The sequence below is a fragment of the Stutzerimonas stutzeri genome, assembly GCF_009789555.1.
Lineage (GTDB): Bacteria > Pseudomonadota > Gammaproteobacteria > Pseudomonadales > Pseudomonadaceae > Stutzerimonas > Stutzerimonas stutzeri_R.
Window position 1 is genome coordinate 3,607,346 of the sequence record NZ_CP046902.1, and the last position, 15,871, is coordinate 3,623,216.

Here is a 15,871-nt window from a genome sequence, read left to right on the forward strand (position 1 = left end):
GCCGCCGGGACCAGAGGAAAACCATGAACAATCGACAGGACGCGCGCCTCGAGCGCGTGCTGGCTACCCTGGCCCTTGTGATCATCAGCCTGATCAGCGTGGCCAACGTGGTGGTGCGCTATTTCACCAACGCTTCCTTCGCCTTCACCGAAGAGCTCTCCGTCTTTCTGCTGGTCATCCTGACGTTTGCCGGTGCCTCGGTGGCCATGCGCAGCAACCGGCACATTCGCATCGGATTGATCGAACGACTGTTCCCGCGCCTGCGCGCGCCGCTGATCATCATCCAATGGATTGCAAGCATCGCGGTACTCGGGCTCGTGGCCTGGTTCGGCGGGCTGTTTGCGCTGGAAGAATATCAGTGGGAGTCGCAGTCGCCCGGCCTCGGACTGCCGAACTGGTGGTACGTGGTCTGGCTGCCGTTGCTGGCCCTGGCGATGGCCGTGCGACTGACCCAGATGACCCTCGACCGGTTGCGCGGGAGGTTGTCCGATGAGCCCTGACGTGTGGATGCTCGCCAGTTTCCTGCTGCTGTTGCTGATCGGCGTACCGGTGGCTTTTTCCCTTGCGCTATCGGGGGCCGTCGGCATCCTCGCAGGGCTCTCGCCGGACATGCTGGCGACGCTCGGTACCAATACCTACAACGGGGTCGCCAAATACCCGCTGATCGCGATTCCGCTGTTCATCCTCACCGGCCTGGTGTTCGAGAAATCCGGCGTGGCGCTGCGTCTGGTGCGCTTCGCGCAAGCACTGATCGGCCCACGGCACGGCGGCCTGGCCATGGTCGCCGTTCTGGTCTGCCTGATCATGGGCGGCATGAGCGGATCCGGCCCCGCGGACGCCGCGGCGGTGGCCATGGTGATGCTCCCGAGCATGACCCGCGCCGGCTACCCGAAGCCGTTCTCGGCCACGCTGATCGCCGCCTCGGCGTCCACCGCCATCCTGATCCCGCCGTCCATTGCGCTGATTCTCTATTCCATCGTCGTGCCGGGTGTGGACTTGCGCGCACTGTTCGCGGCGGGCCTGTTCCCGGGCATCATCGCCGGGCTGGTGCTGTTGCTGCCGGCCTGGTTGCTCTCCCGTCGCTACGGCTGGGAAACCCCGGAAGGTGCCGAGCGTCCACCCTTGGCCGAAAGTTTCCGTCAGGCGCTGCCAGCCTTGTTCGCACCTGTGCTCATCCTCGGAGGCCTGCGCAGCGGCCTGTTCACACCGACCGAAGCAGCGGTGGCGGGCGTCACCTATGGCGTACTGATCGGCCTGTTCGTCACCCGAGAACTGGACTGGCGCAACCTCTGGAAGCTCTGCGGCGAGGCCGCGGTCATCTCCGGCGTGGTAATGCTGATCATCGCCCTGGCGGGTATCTTCGCCTGGGCTGGCACCATGCTCGGTACGTTCCGTCACCTCGCCGAATGGCTGATATCGCTTTCGGACAACGCGACCGTACTGCTGATCCTGGTCATGATCGCCGTGTTGCTGGCCGGCATGCTGCTGGATGCGATTTCCATCTACCTGATCCTCATGCCGATCCTGATTCCGGTCATGCAGCACTTCGGCTGGAACCCCGTCTGGTTCGGCATCCTGTTGGCGATGAACATCGCCATCGGCCAGTTCACGCCACCGGTCGCGATCAATCTGATGGTCACCGCCGAGGTCGCCAAGATACGCCTGGAGCAGACGGTCGGCTGGGCGATGCTGTTTGTTCTGGTGATGGGAAGCGCCCTGGTGCTGGTAGCGGTCTTTCCCGAAATCGCGCTGTGGCTTCCGAGGGTGTTGGGCTACGCGGTCTAGCTGGCCGCTATCTCACCATGGGCCCCGTGACATCAACGGGGCCCAGCGACGGGAACAAGCCCCCGCGATACAACCGCTGGCAGGATAGGCGGGACGTCAAGGCGCGCGCCCTGACGTCATGCCGGGATCGCCCCCGGTCGTTCAGGCGACGGCGCGCCGCACTCAACCGCCTACCGCAACCATCCCGACCGGCGGCAGGCTCGTCGCCGGTGCCTGTGTGGACGCGGCAGCCCGCTCCGCACGCTGCTGCATCACGATATCCAGCGCTCGGCTGGGCAGGATGTCGATGTCATCGAAGGTAATCAACTGACCGGGTTCGACCGCTCGCTTGAGCGCCGTCTTGCGTAGCAGGCCGATCGGCACGTGGTCCGGGTTCTGGTCGAGCTTGAGTGCTTCGCCACGGAACTGGAACCCGCCGATCCCACGTTCGATGAGTTCACCCGGGCGCATGGCGCGCTTGGCGATGGCGCCCACACCCAGCGTTGGCGCGGTCGAGTTGTTCAGCAACACGCCGCCGCCATTGAGCACACGACGCACAGTCTTGCCCACTTCCAGCGAACACAGGTGGAAGGGTCGCACCAGTGTGTAATAGGGGCCTGCGCCGAGTTTGAAATACTCGATGGCGGCGCGCTGGTCGTCATCGTGCCGGCAGGTCAGGAACACGCCACCCGCCGGATAGCCGGAGGGAATGACATAGTCGACGAAGGGCTGGCCGAGGCGCTCGGCCATCATGCCCAACAGGTTTCCGGTTTCCGTCAGATTGGTCGAGGCCAGCCCTTCGAGCCCCTGCTTGGTGATGGTCGCGCCCAGGCCGTTTCCAACGATCACCTGTTCGATCTGCACTTTCGTGCCGTCAGTGAACGAGGTGGTCTGGTCGACGCTGATGCCCTGGCGTTTCGCCCAATAGGTCATGTCCTCCGGCGATGGGTCGTGGTTCAGGTACCCTTTCATGTTGCCGTAGACCAAGGGTTTGAAGCCCATCATCAAAGCTTCTTCGTGCAGGGCCGCCAATGAACCGGGCTGATCGCCCTCCGCCTCCGTTATGAACCCCTTGGCGGCCAGATAGGAGCCGGTGGTCACCTGCAGTTCCGCATTGATCGTCACCACAGGCAATCCAGCCTCGAAGGCGCGCTCGATGACCTCGGTGCCGTGGAAGACATCGCCACTGCACTCGACGATAAGATCAGCCTCGTCGATCAACTGGTCGATGGAATTGGTGAGCCGCTCAGCCATCGGAAAGTCGCTGAAAGCGCTCAACGGCCGGCGTGTCAGTACACGGGAAATCTCGAGATCCTGGTAGTGCTGCTTGATCAGCCGGATAAAACAGTGGGCGATCATTCCTGTGCCGGATACACCGATCTTCTTGGTAGGCGAGGTAGACATAAGCGAATCCATTCAATGGGCAACGAATGCTCTGACCGCAGCGGCAGAAAAAGATTTTGTAGCAAAATAAAAAAATCTGGCCTAACGCCATCTCCTGACGCGGCTGCGCTCATCAGGCGTGTGAATGCCTCAAGCTAAGCGTTTGCAGAGCAATTGAGCCAATTGATTAATGGCCAAGAAAGGGGGACAGCAGGTTGTATTTTTGTCGCCAGATTAAGGCGCAAAAGGAAGCGGCATTGCACCGCCTCCTATCGAACGCCGTTACTTCAGGGCCGCCATTGCCGCCTCGTAGTTCGGCTCTGTGCCGATCTCGGCGACCAGCTCGCTGTGCAGGACCTGATCCTGCTCATCCAGTACGACGACCGCACGCGCGCTTACGCCTGCGAGCGGGCCCGTGGCGATCAACACGCCATAGTCTTCGAGAAATTCCCGGCCGCGCATGGTCGACAGGTTGATGACATTATCCAGGCCTTCCGCGCCGCAGAAGCGCTTCTGCGCGAACGGCAGGTCAGCCGAAATGCACAGCACGACGGTATTGGCCAGCTCGTTGGCCTGGGCATTGAACTTGCGCACCGAGGTGGCGCATGTCGGCGTATCGATGCTCGGGAAGATGTTCAGCACCTTGCGCTTACCCGCAAAGCTGCTCAGCGTGACATCAGCCAGGTCGCCGCCGACCAGGCTGAACGGCTTGGCAGCCTGGCCCGTCTGCGGAAAAACGCCGGCGATCTGGATTGGGTTGCCTCTTAAGGTTACGTCAGTCATGTGGACTCCTGTTGGTCGTGGGCCACGGGTAAGCCCGCGGCCCGGATTGATCACGCCGCCTGGTTACGAGCGAAGTATTCCTTGGTCAACTTGACCACTACGGGGCTCAGCAGCATGAGGGAAATGAGGTTGGGAATCGCCATCAGCCCGTTGAGCGTATCGGCGAGCAACCAGGCGAAATCCAGCTGGGCGATCGCTCCGAACGGCACGGCCAGTACCCAGATCACACGGAAAGGCCAGATTGCCTTGGTGCCGATCATGAATTCCCAGCACTTCTCGCCGAAGTAGCTCCAGCCCAGAATCGTGGTGAAGGCGAATACCACGAGTGCGATGGTCAGCACGGCGCCACCGAAGCCCGGCATGGCGGATTCAAAGGCGGCCGCAGACAGTGCGGCACCGCTTTCGCCTCCGGTCCAGACGCCCGAGCAGATGATCGCCAGCCCCGTGACGGTGCAGATGATGATGGTATCGATGAAGGTGCCCATCATCCCGATCATGCCCGAGCGTACCGAACTCTGGGTGGTACCGGCTGCCTGGGCGATACCGGCTGTCCCCAGACCCGCCTCATTGGAGAAGATCCCGCGGGCGACGCCGAAGCGAATAGCGGCCATGACCGCTGCGCCGGCGAAGCCGCCCGTGGCCGCGATGGGCGAGAAGGCATGGGTAAAGATCAGGTCGAATGCCGCTGGAATCTGCTCGGCATGAACCACCAGCACCGTGACGCCGGCGATGATGTACGCCACGCACATGAAAGGCACCAGCGCCGCGGCCACCTTGCCGATCCGCTTGATACCGCCCAGGATGACCAGCCCGACGAACAGCATGGTGACCAGACCGGTCACCCACACCGGCACGGAGAACGTGGCCTCGAGCGCATGTGCCATGCTGTTCACCTGCACCATGTTGCCGATGCCGAAACCAGCCAGGCCACCGAAGATGGCGAAGGCGCCACCGAGCCACAGCCAACGCTTGCCCAAACCGTTCTTGATGGCGTACATCGGCCCGCCGACATGCTCACCGCGGTCGTCCTTCTCGCGGTAATGCACCGCCAGCACGACTTCGCAGTACTTGGTGGCCATGCCCACCAGCGCGGTGCACCACATCCAGAACAGCGCCCCGGGGCCCCCGAGGAAAATCGCCGTGGCGACGCCGGCGATGTTGCCGGTACCGACCGTCGCGGCCAGGCACGTCATCAACGCCTGGAACGGGCTGATCTCGCCCGAATCCTCGTCACCTTTGACGCGTCCGCGCCAGATCAGTGCGAAACCGGTGCCGATACGCGCCAGCGGCATGAACTTGAGCATCAGCATCAGGAAGAGACCGGTGCCAAGGATCAGCACCAGCATGGGTGGTCCCCAGACGAGACCGTTAATGCTATTGACCAGGTTTTGCAGGAATTCCATTCAAGGCACCCTTATTGATTATGTTAGACATCCTTGCCCGAGCGGCTCGCGTCGGAGCGGCGTCCAGATGCAGCGCATGGCACGCCGTGTTCGAACCCCGTGCCGAAGCGATTCGGTAACGGCCCCGACTTCATGTGCTGGGCACGACCGGGCACTTGCAAAACTCATGCTGGAGCCCTGCAATGACCGCCACGCAAGATGCGACCGAGCGATCCTACCACCACCGCGGGCGCTTGGCGCGACACCCTGCCAGTTCCGATGGCAGCCTTGGGCTACCCGCTGAGCAGCCCTCGTGTGGAGGCTCGATTGCCGGCTTCGCAAGCTCATCAGCGTAGCTCAGGCACGCCTTGTCGCCAGTGGCTGCAGCGCGAAATGGGCGCGCAGACGCGGCCTTAGAAATTGCGCCGGTAGAAGACGTCGAGCGAGCTGGCAAGCCCGCTCGCCGCTTCGAGAAAAATGCGTTTGGTCAATTGATATCGCAGGGCAACGGTATTGGCCGACTCGAAGACGCCCACGCCGTAGCGAAGCGTCAGGCGGTCGGTCAGGCGCCCGCTGGCAACGACGCTGGTTTCGGTCCCGCTGCCTTCGGTGTCGAGCTGGAAGTCCTCGATGCCCAGGCGCTGGGCGACATTCCCCGTAAACGATGCGCTACCCGCCAGGCCCAGCCCCAACGCCGCCTGCGCCAGCATGTCGTTATCGCCGGAATCGGTTCCCAGCGGCCTGCCCAGCACCAGGTATGACAATGCTTGCTCCTGACTCATCGCCGGCTCGGCGAATACATCGACTCTGGGCTGTTCCGCACTGCCGGTGATGCGCAGGCCGGCGATGACGTTATCCGACTCGATCCTTCGTATGGCCTCGATATTCAGGAACGGCTGAGAGAGCACACCGGTGAACAGCAACTGCGCACGTCGAATCGTCAGCCGCTGCCCGTAGGCGCGATACCGCCCATTGTTGAGATTCAGCTCGCCTCGGGTATCGAGGTTGTCGCCGATGTGTACGTATCCCACCAGGTCGGCGGTGAGCCCAAAGCCTGAAAATCGTAGACGGTCCTGGCCGACCTCGACGTCGATGTCCATCCGGATGGCCATTGGCGCCTGGGCTTCTTCGGCTTGCGCTCCGACGATCACCGCGTCCTCGGAAACCCTGACGGTTGACGGCGGCAACTCGCGAACGCTGATATCGCCGCGTGGCACGAGGACCTTGCCACTCACGGCCAATTGGCCATCGGCCAGCTCCAGCCGCAGGTCCGGCTCGATCTCAAGCTCGGCATAAGGCTCGACGATGACCGGCAGCCGTTGGCCCTTCACGCGCAGGTCCAGATCCAGTGCGTCGCGCCAATCCAGGGTACCGGCGATACCGCCACGCCCTTGCTCGCCGCTGCGCCAGTCACCATCGATCCGGACGCGCTCGCCGTCGATGACGGCCCGCAGTTGCAACTGCTCGAAGCTGACCGGTAGCTCGCTGCCGGCAATCTCGGCGTCGCTCAATCTCAGCTCACCGTTGACCTGCGGCTGCTGCAGGGTGCCGGACAGCTCGCCATTGCCATTCAACTGCCCGCTCATCCGTTCGACCTGAGTCACGAACGGCCGGGCTACGCCTAGGTCGAAATCACGCAGCCGGAATGCGCCGGAGATCGCCTTGGCCTCAGTGCTCGGGTCAACCTGCAGGCGCACGTCGAGCGACCCGAGTTCGCCACCCTCGAAGCGCAGCCGGCTGTCGACCCGCTTCGGTGTCAGTTCGCTGTTCAACGCCAGCGTCGTGTACGGAAAATCCAGCCATTGCTCGCCCTCGCGCATGCGCAGGGTACCCGGCCCCGCATCGACCCGGATCGCCCCGCTGGGCCCAGCGCTGGGCAGGTCAAGCGACAGGTCGGCATTGACCTCTCCTTCCCACGCCAGATTGTCGGGCAGATAAGCGGCCAACGATTCCAACGGAAAGTCGCGCAGGCGGTAGCGCAGTTGCGGATCAGGCATCAGCCGTTGGTCCTCGGCGCACAGCGTGGCGGGACCGGAGCCCCAGCAATGCGCGCCCAGTGTCAGCCGACCGCTGGCCAACCGCTGCAGCGTCGCCGGTTGCTGCAAGGCCCATTGTTGGCCCTCGGCGTCCAGCTCGGCGCGTACCAGCCGCCCTCGCCAATCGCCGCCGTGCAGCCCGCCCTGCAGCGCCAGGGCCAGATTCAGAAGCGGTCCCTGCAGACTCAGATCGATCTGATGGGTCTGCCGATCACCTTCCCCGTCCATTCGCAATTGGCCCAGGTCGGTATCGCCAGCCTGCAATCCGGCAGCGGTAAGACGCAGTTGCCCGCGCTCGCGCTCCTTCAGGCTGGCGGCCAGTTGCAGGCGTGCGACCCGGTTGCTTTGCAGCGCGACGTCGCGGCCATCGAGCGTCAACTCGCCCTGGGGTGCTTGCGGTGTGCCCGCCAGGCTGAGGTTGCCGGTCAGTTGCCCCTCGAGATCGGGCCACAGCTGCGCCAGACGCGGCAAATCCATCTCGAGGCGTCCCCGCAGGGTATCGGCCCAGCGTCCGTTGCCCTGGACACGGTTGTCGCCCAGACGCAGGTCGATGTTCGGCACATCCCAGGTGGCGTCCTGCCCGCTCGCTTGCAACTGCAACGTGAGCGGTTGCCTGCGCAACGTGCCGTTCAGGTCCAGGCCCACCAGTGCCTGCACCTGCGCACCGCGCACGGCACCGTGACTGTCAAGCGTGCCAGCCAACCGCCCAGGTAGCTCCGCGACCCAATAGGATGGGTCGAGTTCGCTGAGCGTCAGCCTGGTATTCCAGGTGAGGTCATCGGCGAAGCCAACACTGAGAGTGCCCGTTGCCTGCCCTTGTCCAGCGCGCAGTTCGAGCTGCGGCAGATGCACCTCTTCGAGGTCGCCACTGACTGGGCTCCGCAGGGTGAAATCACCGGACGGTCCGGTCATCGCCGCATCGAAGTTGCCCAGATAGCGGCCGTCGTCATACTGCAGCTGTGCGTTCAAGGTTCGCAGCGACACCGGCGGCTCTTCTACATCGGGGTACAGCCGGCGCCAGGGGAATTCACGCCAGGCCAGGTCGACCTCACCCTGCAGCCCTTCCTGCCAGCCTGCCGTTGCGCTCAGGCTGATCCGCTGCCCTTCAGCAGCCACCAGTTGCAACGCCTCGATCTGCGCATGAGCGGCATCGACCACCGCGTTCAGACTGACGCCGACCGCACCGCCCTCGCCTTGCAGGCTGCCGTCACCGACCAGGCGGTAACCGCGCTCGAGGTCGCCATCGGCTTTCAACTCGAGCCTATCCAGCCGTAGCGCATCGGGCAGTTCTGCGGTCGCCTTGAAGCCGTTCACCCGCAATGACAGGTTCGCTGGCAGTTCCGGCTCCAACGGACGTATGCGCCCATCGAGCGTGGCCTGCAGATAGCCCTGGCTCTGGGCTTCGATCGCCAGGTGCTCGCGTAGCGCGCCCTGCAGCGCGATCCTGACGGCCCAGGGTTGCCCATCGGGCGAGCGAAGCGCCGCATCGCCGGCCAGTTCCAGGGGCCAGTCGCCGCTCGGCTGCAAACGGCCGCTCATGTCCAGCCAGAGATCTTCGCGACGCAGATGCAATGCGCGGATATCCAGGCCCTCCTGACGCCAATCGGCGCGCAGCCGCAGACGCTGCAACAGCTCCCCGTCATTGAGGCGCAGCCTGCCGACCTCGATCCGCTCGATGCGCAATTCAAGCGGCAGTTTCACGTCAGGCAGACGGGTCGGTTCGGCGGGACCGTCGTCCTCTGGGCCGGGCGGGAATTGCAGATCGACATCGCCGACGACCAGTTCCTCGACACACAGAGTCATGCGCAGCAGGCACAGCGGTGACCACGCCATGCGCGGCGAATGCACCGACACGCGGTTGTCGTCCTGCTCCCAGGTCAGCCGTTGCGCCTGCCACGCGCCACCCAGGCGCCCGCTAAATTCCTCGACCTGCAGCCCGGGAATATGACTCAGGACCCAGCGACTGCCCGCATTGGTGCCCAGTAGCGCACCCACCGCGAGCAGAATCATCAGCAGCACGCTCAGCAGCCCCAACAGCGTCCAACCGACGACCCGCCCCGTGCGCCTCACAGTTCCGGCCCCATGGAAAAATGCAGCCGCACGCCCCCTTCGGCATCGAGCGGGTGCGCCAGGTCAAGGCGGATCGGCCCGACCGGCGACACCCAGCGGACCCCCAGGCCGACGCTGCTCTTGAGCGAAGGCAACTCCAGCGAATTGAAGGCGTTACCCTGATCGACGAACGTCGCCACCCGCCATTTGTCTGTCAGCGAATACTGGTACTCGGCACTGACCGCCAATTGATAACGGCCACCGATGCGGTCGCCATCCGAGTTGGTCGGTGACAGGCTCTGGTAGTCGTAGCCACGCACGCTCTGGTCGCCACCGGCGAAATAGCGCAGCGACGGCGGTACGTTGGTGTATTCATTGGTCCAGTTACCACCGACCTGCACACGACCGAGCAACCGATGGCGCCCCGCGAGCGTGATCAATCCCTTGACCGTCGTGTTCGCATGGATCAGGTCAGCATCGGACAACAGCCCTTCCTTGGCCGCCGCCAATTCAAATTCCAGCCGGTATCCGCGGCTTGGATCGATACGGTTGTCGCTGCGCAGATAGCTGTACGCCACGCCGGGCATCAGCAGCGTGCTGACGCCCGAATCGTCGCCCAGCTCGTATTGCTCGTGTCGCCATTTCAGCGCCCAGACCCGCTGCCAGCCACTGGGCAGTTTGCGATGCCACTCGGGGCCTACCGTCAGCAGCCGGCTCTCGCTGTCGCTATCGGCCAGTTGCTCGAACTGGTAACCGCCGGCGTAACGCAGCTTATCGGTCAGCGGCGGGTCCAGCGGCACGTCATACCAGAGCCCGACGTTCTGCCGTGGAGCCGACAATTCTGTTTCGATACCGTAGCTATGGCCCTGGGGATTGACCCAGTGGCGGAGAAAATCCAGCCGCATGCGCGGCCCGACGTCGGTGGAAAACCCAAGCCCGAGCCCCAGGGTTCTGGGGTCACGCGTGGTCAGTTGCACCGCAACCGGGATGCGTTGTCGTTCGGCATTGGCAGGGTTGGCGTCAACCCGCACGCCTTCGAAATACCCGCTGGACTGCATCGCCTGGTTCAGTTCGGCGACCCGTTCCGAGTCATACGGCGTCCCGGCCTCGAACGGCACCATGCGCGCCAGCAGATCCGGATCGAAGGGCGAGTCGCCTTCGAAGCGCAGTTCGCCCAGCACGTAGCGCGGGCCGCTTTCGAACACCAGTTCGACATCGGCGGCGTTCACCGAAGGGTCGATCGCGAGGCGCTGACGCGTGAATCGTCCGTCGAAAAATCCGTAGCGCGAGGCCTGGTTGAGGATCTGCTGCTTCACATCTTCGTACTGGCCGTGATTGAGCACACCACCGGCCTTGAGCGTATTGCGAGGCACCCGAAACTCACGCAATTGAGCCGCAGGACCTTCCACGCGCAGGGTGATATTGCGCAACCTGACGGGCTCGCCCGGCTGGATGCGCAGCCTGAGCTGCGGAGTGTCGCCGCCGCTCACCTCGGACTCGACCTGGCCGTTGTAATAACCCAGCGCCTGCAGCGCCTTCACCGCTTGCTCCTGGGCGATACGGCTGTAACGCAGCAGCTCCTGCTCGTTACGGTCGCCCAGCTCGCCGATGTAGTTCTCGACGTTCTCACGAAGCGCACGATTGGACGGCTCGACCCTGACATCGAGTTCCGCTGAGCAAATGCTCGTGGAAACGAACAAGGCGAGGCCAGCCGGGACGATTCGACCAACAGAGGATATGCGCATGGCGAACGATCTTAGCACGACACCGACCGAAGTTCGGGGCGGCGTCGATGCGTATGGCACGGCACATACAGCGTCAGGCTGGGCATTGGAAATGCTTCGTGGGACATCCTCTGGTTGGACTGTGCGCACCTGGCAAAATTCGCCTCAGCCCCGGTTGGCTTCTACCTGGCGCGGAGCGGGATGGAAGAACACGTGCTCGACCACTGGCCCTATGGCGACCTGTCCCACCTCTTCATAGCCCTGCCGCTCGTAAAAGCTCAGATAACGAGGGTTCCCGGTGTCGATCACCAGCCCTTGGGAGGTGGCGTCCTCCGCACACCAATTGTGCAACGCTTGCAGAAGCTGCTCGCCGTAGTGTTGCCCCTGGTATTGCGGGTGCACACCCATCAGCGGCAACACGTGGAATATGCCCGGCGGCAGGCACCCGAGCACCGCGGTGTGGTAGCTCAGATACCGTCGGGTGCAGCGAAACCCGGCGGTCAGCAGCATGCGCATGCGCCATGCCCAGCTCTCGGTGATATCGAGGCGCCGCTGCGGCGGGGCGATCAGCGCAACGGCAATCAACCGGTCATCGACCAGCAAACCCAGCGAAGGTTGGTCCTGCAGAAAATGCTGGTTGACCAACTCACGCACCGTTGCACGCACGCGCTGGTCGTAACCGGGCCGATCGGATTCGAACAGATAGGCGAACGTGGGTTCGTGCCGGTAGGCGTTGTATAGAAGCGAGCGGGCTTCACGGGCGTAACCACTGTCCAGCATTCGTATTTCGGCAGGCATTGGCATGGCGGGTCTCTTTCGATCTTGTTGTTGTAGTGCACTGTTGTCACGTTAGCACCCGCACCGCCGCTGTGCCGCGTCCGCGCGCGCCGATGGCGGTTCGCTCGATACGGCTCGCGCCGGGCGGGGCGAAACGATTAGAATCCCGCTTTTGCCGGAGCCAGAATCCATGAAGATTGTTTCTTTCAATATCAATGGGTTACGCGCCAGACCTCACCAACTGGCAGCCCTGATCGAAAAGCACCAGCCGGACGTCATCGGCTTGCAGGAAACGAAGGTCGCCGACGAGCAGTTTCCTCAGGCGGAGATCGAAGCGCTCGGCTATCACGTCCATTTCCATGGTCAGAAAGGCCATTACGGCGTCGCGCTGCTGTCACGGCAGCCTCCGCTGGAAATCCACAAGGGTTTCCCGGGCGATGGCGAGGAGTCGCAGAAACGCTTCATCTGGGGCCGCTTCGCCGACGGAGAAGGGCTGCCGGTCACCGTCATGAATGGCTATTTCCCGCAGGGCGAAAGCCGCATTCACCCCACCAAGTTTCCGGCGAAGACCAAATTCTATGCCGACCTGCAAGCCTTGCTGGAGGAGCGCTTCACCCCCGACCAGTCGGTTGCGGTGATGGGCGACTTCAATATTTCGCCAGAAGATTGCGACATCGGCATCGGCGAGGCGAATGCCAAGCGCTGGCTGCGCACAGGCAAATGCAGTTTCCTGCCGGAAGAGCGCGAGTGGCTGGCACGCCTGAAGAACTGGGGCCTACAGGACAGCTTCCGGACGCTCAACCCCGAGGTAGCTGATCGCTTCAGCTGGTTCGACTACCGCAGCCGAGGGTTCGAAGATGATCCGCGCCGAGGGCTGCGCATCGACCTGATCCTGACCACGGTCGGCCTGCACGACCGCGTCACCGATTGTGGCGTCGATTACGACATCCGCAGCATGGAAAAGCCTTCCGACCACTGTCCGGTCTGGATCGAACTGCGCTAACGCCCGCCACGTCACCCCAGCAGCGCTGGCGCCGTGTCGCGATCATCCGCGCACCGGCGCCTCCTATCGCACGATTGTCAGCGTGCCGTCATATAACCGCAAACAATGCGTCTTACTCTCCCCGCTTCTTTGAAAGGGAGTGGCTGCATGGCATTTTCCGCGTCCGCGCGCACCATAGGGAAACGGTTGTTGCGCCTGGCGTTTCTCGGCCTGTTCAGTGTCGGGCCCGCTTCAGTGAGCGGAGCCACTGTGGTGCCGACCGCGGGCGACGGCCCGATATTGCGCATACACGGATCGAACACCGTCGGCGCCAAGCTCGCGCCCATGCTGATTGCCGGCATGTTCGAAGCGAAGGGCTTGGGCTCGGTACGAATCGCCTCGGCTGGCCGCGAAAACGAACAGCGCGTGAGCGCTGTCGACAGTTCCGGTCGCACGCTTCACGCCCTGGTCGCCGCGCACGGCACAGGCACGGGATTTGCCGGACTGAAGGATGGCTCCGCCGATCTCGCCGCCGCATCGCGCCCGATCAAGCAGAGTGAGTTCGATAGCCTTGCCGAACTGGGCGATATGCGCAGCGCACAGGCCGAACAGATCATTGCCATCGACGGGCTGGCGATCATCGTCCACCCAGGCAACCGAATCGCCTCGCTCAACGTCGAGCAGGTCGCCCGCCTCTTCGCGGGTGAAATCCGAAACTGGCGCGAGTTGGGTGGCGATGATCTCGCGGTCGAGGTGCACGCGAGGGACGACCAGTCCGGCACCTACGACACCTTCAAGGAGTTGGTGCTCGGCACGCAGAACAGGACGTTGGCGAGTAATTCGGCGCGCTACGAGTCCAACGATGCGCTGTCCGAAACGGTCAGCACACGTCCTGGCGCGATCGGATTCGTCGGCCTCGCCTCGGTCGGCGCATCGAAGGCGCTGGCCATCGCCGATGGCGACTCGCAGCCGATGCCTCCCTCCACCGCGCTGGTCGCGACCGAAGACTATCCGCTATCGCGTCGCCTGTTCCTCTACGCCGATCCAGGCCGACAGTCAGACTGGACCCGCGCCTATCTCGAGTTCGTACACAGCGCTGCTGGCCAGGCCATCGTGGCGAAGTCCGGCTATATCGCCCAGGCCATCTCGGCGATCAGGCTTCCCGCCGAGGCAGGCATGCCGCCGCTCTATCAGGAGCTGGCCAGCAAGGCGCAGCGATTGACCGTCAATTTCCGTTTCGATGAAGGCAGCGCGCGCCTGGACAACAAGGCTCAACGCGACGTCAGTCGGCTGATCGACTACCTGCAGGCGACCGACAAGACGCTGAACGCAGCCGTGCTGGTGGGCTTCGGCGACGCGAAAGGAGACCGGGCACGCACCACGCTGCTGTCGAAGTTGCGCGCGATGGCGGTTCGTCGTGAATTGTCGCGTGGAGGAATACTCGTCAAGGACATCTCGGGCCTGGGCGACCAGCTACCTGTCGCGTCCAACAATGGGAGCGGTCGCATCAAGAACAGACGAGTCGAGGTGTGGGTATATTGAGCACCGAGGAAACGGTCGGCATCGTACCGGTCGTTGCCTTGTGCCCCCGCGGCAGCCAGAGCAGGCCGGACCAGCGCTGCATGAACGCGAAGCCATTTCGCATGGCTTCGCATGCGGGTGACACCGCCGATCAGCGGCTGCGCAGCATTTCCCGGGGGAAGTACTTGCCCAACTCATGCTTGGCAATGGAGGCGCGATGTACCTCGTCCGGGCCGTCCGCCAGGCGCAGCGTACGCTGCATCGCCCACCAGTGTGCCAGCGGGAAATCTTCGGAGACGCCGGCACCGCCATGGATCTGGATGGCGCGGTCGATCACTTTCAGTGCCACATTCGGCGCGACGACCTTGATCTGCGCGATCTCGCTGGCAGCAATCTTGTTGCCCACCGTGTCCATCATGTAGGCCGCGTTCAGTGTCAGCAGGCGTGCCATGTTGATCTCGATCCGGCACTCGGCGATGTGATCGAGATTGGCCCCCAGGCGCGCCAGCGGCTTACCGAAGGCTGTCCGGTTCACCGAACGCTCGCACATCAGCTTCAGGGCACGTTCGGCGACGCCGACCGAGCGCATGCAATGGTGGATACGGCCAGGACCAAGCCGGCCCTGCGCAATCTCGAAGCCGCGCCCTTCGCCGAGCAGCACGTTTTCATAGGGCACGCGTACGTTTTCCAGCAGCACTTCGGCGTGACCGTGCGGCGCATCGTCATAACCGAACACCGGCAATGGACGCAGCACTTTCAGACCTGGCGCATCCATCGGTACCAGGATCATCGAGTGCTGCTGATGGCGCGGCGCGTCCGGGTTGGTCAGCCCCATGAAGATCATCACCTTGCACCGCGGATCGCAGGCACCGGAGGTCCACCATTTGCGACCGTTGATCACCCACTCGTCGCCTTCGCGCACCGCACGGGCCTGCATGTTGGTGGCATCCGACGACGCCACGCCCGGCTCGGTCATACCGAAGGCGGAGCGAATTTCGCCACGCAGCAACGGCTCGAGCCACTGCTTCTTGTGTGCCTCGCTGCCATAGCGCACCAGCACTTCCATGTTGCCGGTATCCGGTGCCGAGCAGTTGAAGGCTTCCGGGCCCAGGCCCGAGCTACCCATGATCTCGGCAAGCGGTGCATATTCGGTGTTGGTCAGCCCCGCCCCGAGGTCGGATTCCGGTAGAAACAGGTTCCACAGTCCCTCGGCCTTGGCCTTCGCCTTGAGCTCCTCGACAATCGCGGTGGGCTGCCAACGGTCGCCTTCGCCGACCTGCTGGTAGAAGATTTTCTCGGCTGGGTAGACGTGCGCATCCATGAACGCCTGGACGCGCTCACGCAGCTCTTGAACCTTGGGGGAGTAGGCGAAATCCATGGGCAACCTTCTTCGGATTAGGTGATTTGGAAGGAATCCTAGTGCAGGGGTATGGATTTATCTAAGCTATTTTCCTCGTGTATAAACATTCA

Annotated in this window: 11 protein-coding genes; 4 read left to right on the plus strand and 7 right to left on the minus strand. The window is 63.3% G+C overall.

Annotated elements, in window-relative coordinates; genetic code table 11:
• The first annotated feature begins 23 nt into the window (after positions 1–23).
• Together GQA94_RS16540 and GQA94_RS16545 are read left to right on the plus strand one after the other, a co-directional pair.
• Entirely contained in the window at positions 24–500 is a 477-nt protein-coding gene (locus GQA94_RS16540) for a TRAP transporter small permease (protein WP_158189042.1), read from the plus strand.
• On the plus strand, positions 490–1,785 hold the full coding sequence (locus GQA94_RS16545) for a TRAP transporter large permease (protein ID WP_158189043.1): 1,296 nt from the start codon (positions 490–492) through the stop codon (positions 1,783–1,785). The genes GQA94_RS16540 and GQA94_RS16545 overlap by 11 nt, the downstream gene beginning before the upstream one ends.
• Positions 1,786–1,947: 162 nt before the next feature.
• Here GQA94_RS16545 and GQA94_RS16550 read toward each other — a convergent pair whose 3' ends face one another.
• The 6 genes from GQA94_RS16550 to GQA94_RS16575 form a co-directional block, all read right to left on the minus strand.
• Positions 1,948–3,123, minus strand: coding sequence for an NAD(P)-dependent oxidoreductase (locus tag GQA94_RS16550; RefSeq protein WP_158190139.1), 1,176 nt, complete (start codon positions 3,121–3,123; stop codon positions 1,948–1,950).
• Positions 3,124–3,429: 306 nt separating this feature from the next.
• On the minus strand, positions 3,430–3,930 hold the full coding sequence (gene tpx, locus GQA94_RS16555) for a thiol peroxidase (protein WP_158189044.1): 501 nt from the start codon (positions 3,928–3,930) through the stop codon (positions 3,430–3,432).
• Between the two features lie 50 nt (positions 3,931–3,980).
• Complete coding sequence (locus GQA94_RS16560; protein WP_158189045.1) at positions 3,981–5,333, minus strand: alanine/glycine:cation symporter family protein; 1,353 nt, start codon at positions 5,331–5,333, stop codon at positions 3,981–3,983.
• 392 nt (positions 5,334–5,725) lie between these two features.
• Entirely contained in the window at positions 5,726–9,358 is a 3,633-nt protein-coding gene (locus tag GQA94_RS16565; protein WP_158190140.1) for a translocation/assembly module TamB domain-containing protein, read from the minus strand.
• A gap of 56 nt (positions 9,359–9,414) precedes the next feature.
• Positions 9,415–11,142, minus strand: coding sequence for an autotransporter assembly complex protein TamA (locus tag GQA94_RS16570; RefSeq protein WP_158189046.1), 1,728 nt, complete (start codon positions 11,140–11,142; stop codon positions 9,415–9,417).
• 144 nt (positions 11,143–11,286) lie between these two features.
• Entirely contained in the window at positions 11,287–11,925 is a 639-nt protein-coding gene (locus GQA94_RS16575) for a GNAT family N-acetyltransferase (RefSeq protein ID WP_158189047.1), read from the minus strand.
• A gap of 163 nt (positions 11,926–12,088) precedes the next feature.
• Between GQA94_RS16575 and xthA the strand changes: the two genes are divergently transcribed.
• Both xthA and GQA94_RS16585 read left to right on the plus strand, forming a co-directional pair.
• Positions 12,089–12,901 (plus strand): exodeoxyribonuclease III, encoded by an 813-nt coding sequence (gene xthA, locus GQA94_RS16580; RefSeq protein WP_158189048.1) that lies wholly within the window; start codon positions 12,089–12,091, stop codon positions 12,899–12,901.
• 147 nt (positions 12,902–13,048) lie between these two features.
• A complete protein-coding gene (locus GQA94_RS16585; protein ID WP_158189049.1) occupies positions 13,049–14,422 on the plus strand; it encodes a substrate-binding domain-containing protein in 1,374 nt (457 codons plus the stop codon).
• A gap of 130 nt (positions 14,423–14,552) precedes the next feature.
• Here the strand turns inward: GQA94_RS16585 and GQA94_RS16590 are convergent, their stop codons facing one another.
• Entirely contained in the window at positions 14,553–15,779 is a 1,227-nt protein-coding gene (locus GQA94_RS16590; RefSeq protein ID WP_158189050.1) for an acyl-CoA dehydrogenase, read from the minus strand.
• Positions 15,780–15,871 lie beyond the last annotated feature (92 nt).